The sequence below is a fragment of the Enterovirga sp. genome (genome assembly GCF_028290205.1).
Lineage (GTDB): Bacteria > Pseudomonadota > Alphaproteobacteria > Rhizobiales > Beijerinckiaceae > Enterovirga.
The window spans coordinates 15,358-28,611 of record NZ_JAQGKF010000127.1 but is presented as its reverse complement, the minus strand read 5'-3'; the positions used below and the strand labels follow the sequence as shown (position 1 = coordinate 28,611).

At 71.4% G+C, this 13,254-nt stretch carries 12 protein-coding genes; 9 read left to right on the top strand and 3 right to left on the bottom strand.

All coding sequences use genetic code 11. The annotated features are described in order from the left end of the window. The coding region (locus tag JWR86_RS09195; protein WP_299563994.1) for a M15 family metallopeptidase at nucleotides 1-572 on the top strand (572 nt) is incomplete at its 5' end. Nucleotides 573-659: 87 nt separating this feature from the next. Further along, nucleotides 660-2,153: a serine protease gene (locus JWR86_RS09190; protein ID WP_299563991.1), complete on the top strand. Its 1,494-nt coding sequence runs from the start codon at nucleotides 660-662 to the stop codon at nucleotides 2,151-2,153. A 54-nt stretch (nucleotides 2,154-2,207) separates the two neighbouring features. Here JWR86_RS09190 and JWR86_RS09185 read toward each other — a convergent pair whose 3' ends face one another. Beyond that, nucleotides 2,208-4,433: a malate synthase G gene (locus JWR86_RS09185; RefSeq protein ID WP_299563988.1), complete on the bottom strand. Its 2,226-nt coding sequence runs from the start codon at nucleotides 4,431-4,433 to the stop codon at nucleotides 2,208-2,210. 178 nt (nucleotides 4,434-4,611) lie between these two features. Here JWR86_RS09185 and JWR86_RS09180 point away from each other — a divergent pair, with 178 nt between their 5' ends. After that, entirely contained in the window at nucleotides 4,612-5,376 is a 765-nt protein-coding gene (locus JWR86_RS09180) for a DUF2076 domain-containing protein (RefSeq protein WP_299563985.1), read from the top strand. A 77-nt stretch (nucleotides 5,377-5,453) separates the two neighbouring features. On the opposite strand, the gene JWR86_RS09175 is transcribed toward JWR86_RS09180, so the two are convergent. Then, complete coding sequence (locus tag JWR86_RS09175; RefSeq protein WP_299563982.1) at nucleotides 5,454-6,167, bottom strand: L,D-transpeptidase; 714 nt, start codon at nucleotides 6,165-6,167, stop codon at nucleotides 5,454-5,456. A 269-nt stretch (nucleotides 6,168-6,436) separates the two neighbouring features. Here JWR86_RS09175 and JWR86_RS09170 point away from each other — a divergent pair, with 269 nt between their 5' ends. Continuing rightward, the gene (locus JWR86_RS09170) at nucleotides 6,437-7,069 is read left to right on the top strand and encodes a chemotaxis protein (protein ID WP_299563979.1); all 633 of its coding nucleotides are present in this window, start codon (nucleotides 6,437-6,439) and stop codon (nucleotides 7,067-7,069) included. Nucleotides 7,070-7,083: 14 nt separating this feature from the next. Here the strand turns inward: JWR86_RS09170 and JWR86_RS09165 are convergent, their stop codons facing one another. Further along, nucleotides 7,084-8,514 carry a lipopolysaccharide biosynthesis protein gene (locus tag JWR86_RS09165; RefSeq protein WP_299563976.1) on the bottom strand — a complete coding sequence of 477 codons (1,431 nt, stop codon included), beginning with the start codon at nucleotides 8,512-8,514 and terminating at the stop codon, nucleotides 7,084-7,086. Between the two features lie 111 nt (nucleotides 8,515-8,625). On the opposite strand from JWR86_RS09165, the gene JWR86_RS09160 reads away from it, so the two are divergent. The 5 genes from JWR86_RS09160 to groL all read left to right on the top strand — a co-directional run bounded on the left by JWR86_RS09160 (nucleotide 8,626) and on the right by groL (nucleotide 13,001). After that, nucleotides 8,626-9,480: a DMT family transporter gene (locus tag JWR86_RS09160; protein ID WP_299563973.1), complete on the top strand. Its 855-nt coding sequence runs from the start codon at nucleotides 8,626-8,628 to the stop codon at nucleotides 9,478-9,480. Nucleotides 9,481-9,539: 59 nt separating this feature from the next. Beyond that, nucleotides 9,540-10,157, top strand: coding sequence for a chromate transporter (locus JWR86_RS09155; RefSeq protein WP_299563971.1), 618 nt, complete (start codon nucleotides 9,540-9,542; stop codon nucleotides 10,155-10,157). Between the two features lie 16 nt (nucleotides 10,158-10,173). Next, complete coding sequence (locus tag JWR86_RS09150) at nucleotides 10,174-10,698, top strand: chromate transporter (RefSeq protein WP_299563968.1); 525 nt, start codon at nucleotides 10,174-10,176, stop codon at nucleotides 10,696-10,698. A 219-nt stretch (nucleotides 10,699-10,917) separates the two neighbouring features. Next, nucleotides 10,918-11,205, top strand: a complete 288-nt coding sequence (gene groES, locus JWR86_RS09145; protein ID WP_299563964.1) for a co-chaperone GroES — start codon at nucleotides 10,918-10,920, stop codon at nucleotides 11,203-11,205. A gap of 143 nt (nucleotides 11,206-11,348) precedes the next feature. After that, the gene (gene groL, locus JWR86_RS09140) at nucleotides 11,349-13,001 is read left to right on the top strand and encodes a chaperonin GroEL (protein WP_299563961.1); all 1,653 of its coding nucleotides are present in this window, start codon (nucleotides 11,349-11,351) and stop codon (nucleotides 12,999-13,001) included. The last annotated feature ends 253 nt before the right edge of the window (nucleotides 13,002-13,254 follow it).

Sequence of the window (13,254 nt, the reverse complement as noted above, 5' to 3'; positions counted from 1 at the left end):
GCTGGGCCGCCGGGCGGCCGCCCCGGCCCGGGGCCGCGCAGCGCCGCCCCGGGCAGTTCGGCCCGGGCGACATCTATGCCCGCCTGCCGCCGGTGGACGATCGCGGCGAGGACCAGGTCGCCAAATTCCTCCTCTGGAACCCCGACCCGGTCGGCCGACACGCCGCCCAGGTGGCCGCGCTGGACCCGCGGCTCGCAGCCGTGGTGCGCCGGATCGAGGCCGAGAGCCCGGAATTGCGCTTCGTGGTCGGGTCCGGCCGGCGGAGCTTTGCCGAGCAGAAACAGGCCGAGGCCTGGGGCTGGGCGCCGCCCCGCCGGGCCGCCACGGCCGAATCCTACGGGGGCGGTTCGCACGGCCGCCACGTTCGGGGCGAGGCGGTGGATCTGTGGCCACTGGACAGCGAGGGTCGGGTGATCTTCGACCCCGCCGCCCAGCGCCGGCTCGCCCAGGCGGCCAAGCGTGCCGCCGCCGCGCTCGGCGTGGGCCTTCTCTGGGGCGGCGACTTTCCGGGCCGCAAGGACCCGCCCCATTTCGAGCTCACGGCCCGGTCCGGTCGCGCACCCCAGCGCTGAGAGCGCAGGCCGAGGCCGCGGACCCACACGCCCTGTTTGACTCCGCCGGGGCCACAGATAGCCTCGGGTTGAACGAGGACGGCCGTGATGTGGCGTTCAATCGCGTTGGCCTTCGCCTTGGCCGCGAGTTTCACGGCCGCCGCGCTCGGGCAGTCTCGTCCGCCCGGCTACGGGCCCGCCGAGCAGGCCTTCAACCACGGGCTTGACCTCCGGGGGCGCCTGGACATCCAGATCGACCTGATCGCGGCCGGTTATCTCGCCGCGGTGCCGACCGAGACCTTCACGCTGCGGGTGTATGAGGGGCTGACGCGGTTTCAGCGCGAGCGAGGCTTGGCGGCGACCGGCATCCTGGACCCGGCGCAGCGGCAGCGCCTCCTCGGAGAGGCGTCCGAGCTGTACCGCATGTGGCAGTTCAAGCCGGTCGCCAACCCGATGCGGGGGCGGCCGATCTGGATGCCGACCGGCATGGGGCTGCTGGCCAAGTACCAACCTCATCAGATCGCGTTTCAGACAGCCGACGAGAAGCTGGCCGTCTCTTACCGCCATCTCAAGCGTGATCTCGGGGCGACCTACAACGAACTGCTGCGCGGCTATTCAGCCGGCGGCGTCACCGTCAATTACACAGCCGCGCGGCCGAACTGGTTCGTCATCTCTACAACGAACAAGGACGGGGTGGACGGATACTTGCGGTATCACCGGGACGGCGATGGGATCACCGGGATCGCCGTGTTCTGGAACAACGACAAGGGGGTCGTGCATGGCGACCGCATCGCGGTGCTGATGTCGGCCTCGCTCGGGTCCCGCATGGGAAGCATGCCCTTCCTGGACCCGCCAGCCTTCGACGCCCCGCAGGTCGCATCCAGTGCTCAGCCGGCGCCGCAGCCCCCGGCGCCACCCCCGTCCGCCGCCGCCCCGGCACCCCCGGCTGCAGCGCCGCCGGCGCCCCGCCGGGACCTCGTCACCGCCGGGACGGGCTTCTTTGTCGGCCTGGACGGCACGGTGGTGACCAACGAGCATGTGGTGAGCGCCTGCTCATCGATCGATCTCCAGACCGAGGATCGGACGCGCGCAGCCGCAAGCGTGATTGCCCGGGACAAGACCAACGACCTCGCCATCCTCCGCACGAGCGCCACCCCCAAGCGCGTGGCCAGCCTGCGGACGGGCGCGCGGCTGGGGGAGGGGGTGGCCGCCTTCGGCTTTCCGCACAGCGACATCCTGGCCACGAGCGGACATTTCACGCAGGGCAACATCACTGCGACCGCCGGACTCGGGGACGACACCCGCTTCTTCCAGGTGTCGGCGCCCGTTCACCACGGCAACTCGGGCGGCCCGCTGCTCGACATGCGGGGCAGCGTGGTCGGGGTCGTCACCTCCAAGCTCAACGCCCTGAAATTCGCCAGCAACGCTGGCGACTTGCCGCAGAACATCAACTTCGCCGTCAAGGCGAGCCTGCTGTCGGCCTTTCTGGAATCCCACAATGTCGAAGCCGGGCGTGCGGCTCCCGATGCGCCCACGCGCGATCCGGCCGACATCGCGGACCTGGCGCGGGCCATCAGCGTGTTCATCGTCTGCCGGCCCTGATGGCCGGCCCGGGCGGCCGTCGCCCGACGGCCTGCCCGAACGTCCGGCGCCGGGCTAGCCCGGCACCTTGGCGGGCTGCCGGTCGGTCGCGGGCGCCGCCTCGTCCATCCGGTCGGGCGCGCCGGCCGCCTTGGCCTCGCGCCGGCGGCGGTGGAGAATGAACTCCGTGTACCCGTTCGGCTGGTCGCGGCCCTCGAACACGAGATCGCAGGCCGCCTGGAAGGCCGGGCCGTCGAAGGCGGGCGCCATCGGCCGGTACTCGGCGTCGCCGGCATTCTGGCGGTCCACCACCTCGGCCATGCGCCGCATGGTGGCCATGACCTGGTCGCGCCCGACCACGCCGTGATGCAGCCAGTTGGCGATGTGCTGGGACGAGATGCGCAGCGTCGCCCGATCCTCCATGAGGCCGACATCGTGGATGTCGGGCACCTTGGAGCAGCCGATGCCGCTGTCGACCCAGCGGACCACGTAGCCGAGGATACCCTGGGCGTTGTTGTCCAGCTCCTCCTGCACGGCGTCCGGCGCCCAGTTGGAGGTGGCGAGCGGGTCGGTCAGGATGTCCGAGAGCTTGGCCGGCTCCCGCTTGGCGAGCTCGCGCTGCCGGGCCGCCACGTCGACCTCGTGATAGTGCAGCGCGTGCAGGGTCGCGGCGGTCGGGGAGGGGACCCAGGCCGTGTTGGCGCCGGCCATTGGGTGGCCGATCTTCTGCTTCAGCATCTCGGCCATGGCGTCCGGCATGGCCCACATGCCCTTGCCGATCTGCGCGCGGCCGACCAAGCCGCAGGCCAGCCCGACATCGACGTTGTTGTCCTCGTAGGCCTTGATCCAGGGCGTCTGCCGCATCTCGTTCTTGCGGATCATCGGACCCGCTTCCATCGAGGTGTGGATCTCGTCGCCCGTGCGGTCGAGGAAGCCGGTGTTGATGAACACCACGCGCTCGCGGGCTGCCCCGATGCAGCTCTTGAGGTTGACGGTGGTGCGCCGCTCCTCGTCCATGATGCCCATCTTCAGCGTGTTGCGGGCGAGGCCGAGCAGGTCCTCGACGCGGCTGAAGAGCTCGGCCGCGAAGGCGACCTCCTCCGGGCCGTGCATCTTCGGCTTGACGATGTAGACCGAGCCCGCCCGGCTGTTGCGGAACGGGCCGCTGCCCTTGAGGTCGTGCAGCGCGATCAGGCCGGTCAGCAGGCAATCGACGAACGTCTCGGGGATGTCCTCGCCGCCGGCCGTCACGGCGTCGGTGTACATGTGGTGGCCGACGTTGCGGACCAGCATCAGCGAGCGGCCCGGCACCGTGACCTCGCCGCCGCCCGGCGCCGTGAAGGTCCGGTCCGGGTTCAGCCGGCGCTCGATCGTGCGGCCGCCCTTCTCTAGCGTGGCAACCAGGTCGCCGCGCATCAGGCCGAGCCAGTTGCGGTAGACCTCGACCTTGTCCTCCGCGTCCACGGTGGCCACGGAATCCTCGAGGTCCATGATCGTCGTGATGGCGGATTCGAGCGCCACGTCGGCCACGCCGGCCGGGTCGTCCCGGCCGATCGGGTGCGAGCGGTCGATCCGGACCTCGATGTGGAGGTTGTTGTGGCGGAACAGCAGGCTCGTGGGCGAGCCGGGCTCGCCCGCGTAGCCGACAAAGCTCTCCTGTTGGGCGAGCGGGAACGGGTCGCCGTCACCTCCGGTCCGCGCCACGAGCTTGCCGTCCTGCACCGCGTAGCCGCGCACATCCGCATGGCTGGCCCCGGCGAGGGGGAGGGCCTGGTCGAGCAGGGCCTTGGCCCGGGCGATCACGCGGGAGCCGCGCGCGCTGTTGTAGGGGCCGGCCCGGACGGCGCCGCCATCCTCCGGCACCGCGTCCGTGCCGTAGAGCGCATCGTAGAGCGAGCCCCAGCGCGCGTTGGCGGCGTTCAGCGAGTAGCGGGCGTTCGAGATGGGGACCACGAGCTGCGGTCCGGCGATGGTGGCGATCTCCGCATCCACGTTGCGGGTGTCGACGGTCACCGCGCCCGGATCGGCCGCCAGGTAGCCGATCTCGCGCAAAAAGGCCTGGTAGGCGGCCGGGTCGAGCGGGCGCCCGGCGCGCTCGCGGTGGAAGCGGTCGATCTCGGCCTGGAGGCTGTCCCGGCGCTGCAGCAGATCCCGGTTGCGGGGCACGAGATCGCGCACGATCTCGGCGAACCCGGCCCAGAGCCTCCCGGCATCGACCCCGGTTCCGGCCGCGGCCTCCTCTGTCACGAACCGGTGCAGCACCTCCGCGACCTGGAGTCCCGACGCTTCGACCCGCCTCATCTCGAACCTCTCCCGCTCTGCCCCCCCTTAGCAAGACGCACAGGCTGCCGACAGCCTCAATCCCGGACCGACCGGGCCGGCCCCCGACAATCTTTGCGCCGCCGCCCTACACAAGCGCTGCGGCCACCCCATCTCTCTTGCGCGGCCGCTCGACCGGCCTCCTCAAGAGGGGACCAACGTGAACGACCAGGAAAAACAGATCATCGCCGACATCTTTCACAGGCTCGAGCAGACGGCCGGGCAGGCGCGCGATCCCGAGGCCGAGCGTTTCATCAGCGAAAAGGTGCGGGCGCAGCCCTACGCGCCTTACGCGATGGCGCAGGCCCTGTACGTCCAGGAAGAGGCGCTGAAGAGCCTCAACGCCCAGATCGAGCAACTGCGCGCCGAGAACGAGCAGTTGCAGCGCCAGGGCAGCGGCGGCGGCGGCTTCCTGTCCTCCATCTTCGGGGGCGGCTCGCGCCAGCAGCCCGCCTTCGGTCGCTCCCAGCAGGGCCTCGGCCCCCAGGGCGGGCCGCAGGGCGGCTACGCTCCGCAGCAGGGCTACGCTCCGCAGCAGGGCGGGCCCTGGGGTGGGCAGCCGCAGCAGCAGGGCGGACCCTGGGGCGGCCAGCCGCAGCAGGCGCCGGCCGGCGGCGGCTTCCTCCGCGGAGCCCTCACGACGGCGGCCGGCGTGGCCGGCGGCATGGTGGTCGGCAGCGCGCTGATGAACGCGTTCTCCGGCAGCTCCCATTCGACGCTCGGCAGCCTGTCCAACGCCGACATGTCGTCCCTGGGCTTCGGTGACTCGCTGGGCGGCGGCGCCGGCGATGCCGGGTTCCAGAACGCGTCCTTCGGTGACGGCGGCAACGCCTTCGCGGATGCGGGCGGGGCTCAGGATGCGAGCTTCGACGACGGCGGCGTCGATTTCGGCGGCGGCGGCGGCGGCGACGACAGCTGGACGTAACGTCCCGCGACCGGGACGAGCGACGTCAAACGGCCGGGCATGTCCCGGCCGTTTTCGTATGCGGCGGTGCGCGCGGCTCAGATCACCCGGACGCGGGCGCCGACGCTGACGCGGCCGTAGAGGTCGATCACGTCCTCGTTCATCATCCGGATGCAACCGGACGACACGTTCTGGCCGATGGTGTGCGGCTCGTTGGTGCCGTGAATGCGGTACAGCGAGGAGCCGAGATACAGGGCGCGGGCCCCGAGCGGGTTGGCGGGCCCGCCGGGCATGTGGCGGGGCAGATCGGGCCGACGCGCCAGCATCTGCGGCGGCGGCGTCCAGTCCGGCCACTCGCGCTTCTGGGTCACCAGCTTCATCCCGGCCCAGGTGAAGCCAGGTCGCCCGACCCCGATGCCGTAGCGCACGGCCTGTCCGCCCGGCTGCACGTGGTAGAGAAAGCGCGACGGCGTATCGACCACGATGGTGCCGGGTGCCTCGGGCCCGGGATAGGACACCACCTGCCGCCGGAAGGCCGGGTCCATGCCGCGCTGTGGCCCGGAGCCGTCCGGCTCGGCGAACGGATCCGGCCCGGAGATCGGGCGGATGTTCGTCCGGGCCGCAAGCCGCCCGGCCTGGGCCGGCCGGGCTGCGGCGGTGCCCGGCTCGCGCCCGGTGATCAGGAGTTCGATGAAGCCGCCGCCATACGGGCCGGGCTGCACCTGTTGGCGCGGCGCGAACTGAGACCAGGCCGGCTGGGCCACGAAGGCGAGGGCGCAGCCGAGCGCGATCGCCTGGACGGTACGGGTCATGGCGGGATTCCGTGCGGGAGGCCGCGATCTCGTCCGCAGCGCTCGGCCGCAAGGATCTCCGGCCGGGCTGAGCGGGCGGTGAAGATCGCGGGCCCGAGCGCCCTTTGCCCCGCGCTGGACGTGAATTCGGGCGGCAGGGTTAGCGGAAGCTTTCGGGCAAGCCGACGATCCCTGTGCTGCGCCGCCGCCTGCGGCCAAGCTCTTCAGTCCCTGGCAAGCTTCGTCGCCTAGACAGGGTGCAGCACCCGATCCACCCCCACGCGGCCCCGATGAGAAAGCGTTTCCGCATCGAGGCCACCGCCGGAGTTCCGTCCGGCCCCGGTGCGGGCTGGGCCGAGGAGCCATCCGCCCGCAGCGCCGCCGGATGCCAGCCCGGGTGGGATCACGGACCGCAGCCGACCGACCTTCTGCTGGCCGAGCTGCACGCGATGCGCGAAGCCATCGCGGCGACCAAGCGCGAGATCTCCGGCCTGCAGCGCCCGCCGCTGGGCGGCGGCAGCATCCAGCGCGCCACCTGCGAACTCGACGCGGTCTCGGCCGCGACGGAGCGGGCCGCGACCACCATCCTGGGCGCGGTGGAGGAGATCGAGGTCGCCGCAAACCTGGTGCGCAGCGGGCATCCCAGCCCTGCCCTCGACACCATCCTGGAGCGCGTGCTCACGCTCTACGAGGCGTGCAACTTTCAGGACCTTACGGGTCAGCGCATCCGCAAAGTGGTGACCACCCTGCAGTTCGTCGAAGCGCGGCTCGACGGCCTGGTTGCGGCATGGGGGCGGGCGGGGCCCGCCCTCGCCGCCGTGCCGACCGGGCCCGGCGCTCCCCTCGGGCTTCTGCGCGGCCCGGCGCTGCCGGGGGAGGACGGGCACGTGTCGCAATCGGACGTGGATGCCTTCTTCAGCTGACGGGCGGCCCGGGCTCAAGCCGCCGGGCAGGCAGGACGGCTCAACCGGGTCGTGATCGCGCGCCGCAGCCCGGCGAGATCACAGGCGAGCGCAAGGGCTCCGTAGAGCCCACCCCCCAGGGCCACCTGCACCGGCAGCAGCGCGGCCGGGGGCAGCGCCCAGCCCCGGGTCGGCCAAAGCGCGGCCGCCATGACAGCCGTCAGGAGGCCGGAGAGGGCCAGGTCCCGCCAGGGAAGCCTGGCTCCGGCCGCGACCGCCATGCCGCACAGCACCGCGAGTCCGCAGGCCATGCCGGCCAGTTGGGCCGCCGCGAAGCCCTGGGCGCCGCCCAGACCGGGCCAGGCGAGAACGGCCGCGACATTGACCAGCACGGCCGCGGCCGCGGCCGCGATGACGGGTGCGGTGCGGTGCCGGAGCTGGAACACCGGATTCAGCGCGTATTGCACCAGCGCGAAAGCCGCGAGCGTCGGGATCATGAGCCCCATCGTGTCGGACAGGCGGCCCTGGAACGCGGCGGGGATGAACAGGGCCTCGAAGCTCGGCCACACGGCCCACAGCCCGGCCGCGCTTGGGAGCACGATGGCGCCCACCACGGCCGCGTTGCGGGCGACCTGGGCGTCGCCGGCTTCGCGCCCGTGCAGCTCCTCCGCCCGCACCGCGAGCTGGAACAGCACGAGGTCGAGCGCCGCGCCGAGATTCTGGAACAGCCGCGTCGCGAGTTCGCTCGCGAGGGAGAAGTAGCCCGCCTCGGCGAAGCCGTCGCGACCGGCGAGAAGCGAGCGGTTCAGCAGCGGCAGGAGCTGGTAGCAGGCCGTCGCGGCGACCAGCGGAAGGCCGTACCGGGCGAACCGCCGGAGGAGGTCGCGCCGGATCCCGGCCGGCGCCGCGCCCGGGTCGCGCAGCCGCCGGGTCACGAACAGGATGGGCAGCAGGGCGGCGAGCGCCGCGCCGCCGAGCACCAGCGCGGGGTCGCGCGTCAGCAGCGCCGCCCCGGCCGCGAACAGAAAGCCGAACAGCGCGCGCAGCAGGCCGAGCAGCCCGTAGGGTCCCTCCAGGAACCGCGCCCGCGCGAGCGCCATCCGGTACTCGCAGAAGCCATAGGCAAGGCCGCAGGCGGCGGCCGCGGCCAGCAGGCTGGCCGGGACGCCGAGATCGGCCGCGAGGCCCAAGGCCGCGGCCGTCGCGGCCGCGAGCCCGGCCCCGCTCAGCAGATACAGCCGGTCCAGCGTCTGCCGCACGCCCGGCTCAACCTGCCGGACCCGCTCGGAGTAGAACCGCGTCGTCGAGAGCCGCAGCCACTCGAACAGGACGGTGTTGATCACCAGCGTGACGGCAAGCCCGATCGCATAGCGGCCGAACCCATCCGGCCCCAGCAGCGAGGCGAGCACCAGCGAGAGCGCGAAGCTGAGCGCCGCGTTCACGAGGAAGATGGCAACAAGGATCATGCTGATGTCGCGGCTCGGCCGAGGCTAGACGGGAAGCCTTAACGACTTCGGCCCGGCCGGATATGCCAGTGCGGTCGCGGCCGCACCGTCGCGCGATTTGAAACGGCCCCCGTGCTCCCGCCCGCCTTCCACGCCGTCACCGCCATCGCGCTCCTGTCTGTCATGGACGCCATCATCAAGGCGCTGGTGGTGCGTCTGCCCGTGATCGAGGTCACGTTCGGCCGCTATCTCGTCGGTTCGCTCGCCATGGCGGTGATCGTGGCCATCCGCCGGCCGGGCTGGCCCACCCGCGAGGCGGTGCGGGCGAACAGCGCGCGCGCCGTGGTCGTGGTGGTGACCGCCACGAGCTTCTTCTACGGGCTCGGGCAATTGCCGCTCGCCGAAGCGCTGATCCTGTCCTTCATCTCGCCCGCCGTGACGGCGCTCTTCGCGGCCCTGATCCTGCGCGAACGGGCCGGCCCGCGCGTGCTTCTGGCGCTGGCGGTGGGCTTCGCCGGCATGGCCCTGATCGTGCTGTTCGGGCTGCCGGGCTCGACCGGCGGCTCGGCCCGCTCGGGCTCGCTCACGGGGGTGGCCGCGATCCTGGTCTCGGCGGTGGGCTATTCGCTGTCGAACGTGCTGTTGCGCGCCCGGGCGCAGCGCGACGCGGTTCTGACCATCGTGGCGATCCAGAACGTGGCGCCGTGCCTGATCCTGCTCGGGCCGGCGGCCTGGGTCGCGGTGGCCCCGTCCGGGGCCGACCTGATCCTGCTGGTCGTGGTCGGGGGGCTCGGCGTGGCCGGCCACCTCCTGCTGGCGCGGGCCTATGCCCGGGCCGAGGCGACCCGGCTCGCCGCGCTCGACTACACCGCCCTGATCTGGGCCGTCCTGATCGGCGCGCTTGCCTTTGGCGAGATGCCGGCGGGCGTGACCTGGCTCGGAGCCGCCCTGATCCTTCTCTCGGCGCTGATCTCGACCCGGCGCTGAGCCGCGCGTCGACAAGGCGGCCCGTGGCCGCTAAGCGCAGCCGTCCAGGAGAGCGCAGCGTGAGCCCGCACCCGCCGGGGGCCGAAACCCGTCGGGTTGCCGGCTCCGAGATCCCGTCCGACCCGGAGGGGGCGCTCGCGCCGCCGCCATCGCCGGCGGCCCTGTTCCTGGGCTTCATGCGGATTGCCGCGCTGTCGTTCGGCGGCGTTCTGCCCTGGGCGCGCTTTGTGCTCGTGGAGCGCCGGCGCTGGCTCACGGGCGACGAGTTCACCGAAACCCTGGCCCTGTGCCAGCTCCTGCCGGGCCCCAACATCGTCAACATGTCGGTGGCGATCGGAGCCCGCTTCCATGGGGCGCGCGGCTCCCTGTGCGCCGTGCTCGGCCTGGTGCTCCTGCCGCTGGTCGTCGTGCTGCTTCTCGCCACCGCCTATGACGCCTTCCGGGACGTGCCGGCCGTCGCCCGCGCGCTGAACGGCATGGCGGCCGCGGCCGCGGGTCTCGTCATCGCCATGGCGGCGAAGATGGCCTGGCCGATGCTCCGGCGTCGGCCCTGGAGCGCCGCGCCCGTGATGGCGCTCACCTTCGTGCTGGTGGCGCTGGTGCGGCTGCCGCTGCTGCCCGTGGTGCTCATCATGGCGCCGATCGCCGTCGCGGCCGCCTGGCGGGTGCGCGCGTGACCGCCGGGTTCCGCCCGTGACGATCCTGCTCGGCAAACTCGCCTGGCGCTTTCTGCTGCTCGGCCTCGTGGCGATCGGCGGCGCCAACGCCGTGGTGCCGGAGGTCCACCGCTACGTCGTCGAGGTGGAGCGCTGGATGACCGACGGAGAGTTCGCCGCGCTCTTCGCCATCGCCAACGCGGCGCCCGGCCCGAACTTCCTCATCGTCACCCTGGTCGGCTGGCACGTGGCCGGGATCCCGGGTGCCATCGTGACCACCGTTGTGACGATCGGGCCGACCGGCCTCATCGTCTATGGCGTCTTCCATCTCTGGAACCGGATGCGCAACGCGCCCTGGCGCGCTCCGGTCCAGATCGGCCTGTCCGCCGTCACCGTCGGCCTCGTCGCCGCCACGGCCTGGATTCTCACCCTCGCGACCGCGACCAGCCTGCAGCTCGCCGCGGTGGCTCTCGCGACGGCGGCCGTCAGCTATATGACCAGGCTGAACCCGCTCTGGTGCTTCGCCGGGGCGGCGGCTCTGGGCGGGGCGGGGCTGCTGTAGGGCGCGGCACGGGGGCCGCCGCCAAGTTGCGCCCCGGGCCCGGCCGTGGTCTAGCCCTCTGAGCCCAGGCCGAGCCGGGCCTCCCCCGCCAGCAACGTGCTTGACGCTAGCCGTCCCCTGGCCTATCTCCGGCATCAGCTTAGCACTCGCCTTCGTGAGTGCTAACGCGAGGCCCGCGACCTCCTCGCCGGCCGACCGAAACATTCAAACGAGGTACGCATGAAGTTCCGTCCGTTGCACGACCGCGTCGTCGTCCGCCGCATCGAGAGCGAGGAGAAGACGAAGGGGGGCATCATCATCCCGGATACCGCCAAGGAGAAGCCGCAGGAGGGTGAAATCGTTGCCGTCGGCCCGGGTGCACGTGACGAGAGCGGCAAGATCAACCCGCTCGACGTGAAGGCTGGCGACCGTGTCCTGTTCGGCAAGTGGTCCGGCACGGAAGTGAAGATCGACGGTCAGGAGCTCCTCATCATGAAGGAGAGCGACATCATGGGCGTGGTGGCCTGATCGGCTTCGGCCGATCCAGCGCCTTCGTCCAGATCCCGAGGGCCGGCCCCGCCGGCATCTCAACCCCGTCTCCACCCCGCAGGCTTCGAGACGCGCTCTCGCGCTCCTCAGCCTGACGGGCTCACAGCAAAGGTAGACATCACATGGCAGCCAAAGACGTACGCTTCTCTTCCGACGCGCGCGACAAGATGCTCCGCGGCGTCGAGATCCTTGCCGATGCGGTCAAGGTCACGCTCGGCCCCAAGGGCCGCAACGTCGTCATCGAAAAGTCCTTCGGCGCGCCCCGCATCACCAAGGACGGTGTGACGGTCGCGAAGGAGATCGAGCTCGCCGACAAGTTCGAGAACATGGGCGCCCAGATGGTGCGCGAAGTGGCCTCGAAGTCGAACGACGTCGCCGGCGACGGCACCACGACCGCGACGGTTCTCGCCGCCTCGATCGTCCGTGAGGGCGCCAAGTCGGTCGCCGCCGGCATGAACCCGATGGACCTGAAGCGCGGCATCGACCTCGCCGTCACGGCCGTCGTGAAGGACATCGAAGGCCGGGCCCGCAAGGTCGCGTCCTCCGAGGAAGTCGCCCAGGTCGGCACGATCTCGGCGAACGGCGACAAGGAAATCGGCCAGATGATCGCCCAGGCGATGCAGCGGGTCGGCAACGAGGGCGTCATCACCGTCGAGGAGGCCAAGACCGCCGAGACCGAGCTCGACGTCGTCGAGGGCATGCAGTTCGACCGCGGTTACCTGTCCCCGTACTTCATCACGAATGCGGAGAAGATGGTCGCCGAGCTCGAGGACCCCTACATCCTCATCCACGAGAAGAAGCTCACCTCGCTCCAGGCCATGCTGCCGGTGCTCGAGGCCGTCGTTCAGACCGGCAAGCCGCTCCTGATCGTGGCCGAGGACATCGAGGGTGAGGCTCTCGCCACGCTCGTCGTCAACAAGCTGCGCGGCGGCCTGAAGGTCGCGGCCGTCAAGGCGCCGGGCTTCGGCGACCGCCGCAAGGCCATGCTGGAGGACATCGCCGTCCTGACGGCCGGCCAGACGATCTCCGAAGACCTCGGCATCAAGCTCGAGAACGTGACGCTCCAGATGCTCGGCCGCGCCAAGCGGGTTCGCATCGAGAAGGAGAACACCACGATCATCGACGGCGCCGGCGACAAGGGGGCCATCGAGGCTCGTGTCGGCCAGATCAAGGCGCAGATCGAGGAGACCACCTCGGATTACGACCGTGAGAAGCTCCAGGAGCGCCTGGCCAAGCTCGCGGGCGGCGTCGCGGTGATCCGCGTCGGCGGCTCGACCGAGGTCGAGGTGAAGGAGAAGAAGGACCGCGTGGACGACGCCCTCCATGCGACCCGCGCGGCTGTCGAGGAAGGCATCGTCCCGGGCGGCGGCGTCGCGCTGCTGCTCGCCAAGAAGGCCGCGGCTGCCGTGAAGAGCGACAGCCCGGACGTGCAGGCCGGCATCAACATCGTGCTCAAGGCTCTCGAGGCGCCGATCCGTCAGATCGCCACCAACGCGGGTGTCGAAGGCTCGATCGTCGTCGGCCGGATCCTGGACAACGGCGGCGCCACCTACGGCTTCAACGCGCAGACCGAGGAGTATGTCGACATGCTCCAGGCCGGCATCGTTGATCCGGCCAAGGTCGTCCGTGCGGCCATCCAGGGCGCGGCGTCGGTCGCCGGTCTCCTGGTCACCACCGAGGCCATGATCGCCGAAGCGCCGAAGCGCGAATCGGCTGGCGGCGGCGGCATGCCGGGCGGCGGCGGCATGGGCGGCATGGGCGGGATGGATTTCTGATCCATTCGTCCGGCTCTCAAGCCAGACATATCGGGAAAGGGTCGGCGCAAGCCGGCCCTTTTTCGTTGCGGCCGCCGTGGCGGGGACCCGCGCCCTGGCCGCCCCGGTGCGGCTCGACCCGTTCCGCGCCGGCAGGAAAGAAGCTAATCTGCCTGCTTCGGGCGGCTGCCACCCCCCGCCCGACACGGAAGGGGACGGCTCATGGCGAAGGGTCAGCAGAAATCGGGACGTGAGGCCAAGAAGCCCAAGAAGG

Coding starts and splice junctions, on each gene's coding strand:
- groL (WP_299563961.1), top strand. CDS start 11,349: ATGGCAGCCAAAGACGTACGCTTCTCTTCCGACGCGCGCGACAAGATG.
- groES (WP_299563964.1), top strand. CDS start 10,918: ATGAAGTTCCGTCCGTTGCACGACCGCGTCGTCGTCCGCCGCATCGAG.
- JWR86_RS09190 (WP_299563991.1), top strand. CDS start 660: ATGTGGCGTTCAATCGCGTTGGCCTTCGCCTTGGCCGCGAGTTTCACG.
- JWR86_RS09185 (WP_299563988.1), bottom strand. CDS start 4,433: ATGAGGCGGGTCGAAGCGTCGGGACTCCAGGTCGCGGAGGTGCTGCAC.
- JWR86_RS09165 (WP_299563976.1), bottom strand. CDS start 8,514: ATGATCCTTGTTGCCATCTTCCTCGTGAACGCGGCGCTCAGCTTCGCG.
- JWR86_RS09170 (WP_299563979.1), top strand. CDS start 6,437: ATGAGAAAGCGTTTCCGCATCGAGGCCACCGCCGGAGTTCCGTCCGGC.
- JWR86_RS09175 (WP_299563982.1), bottom strand. CDS start 6,167: ATGACCCGTACCGTCCAGGCGATCGCGCTCGGCTGCGCCCTCGCCTTC.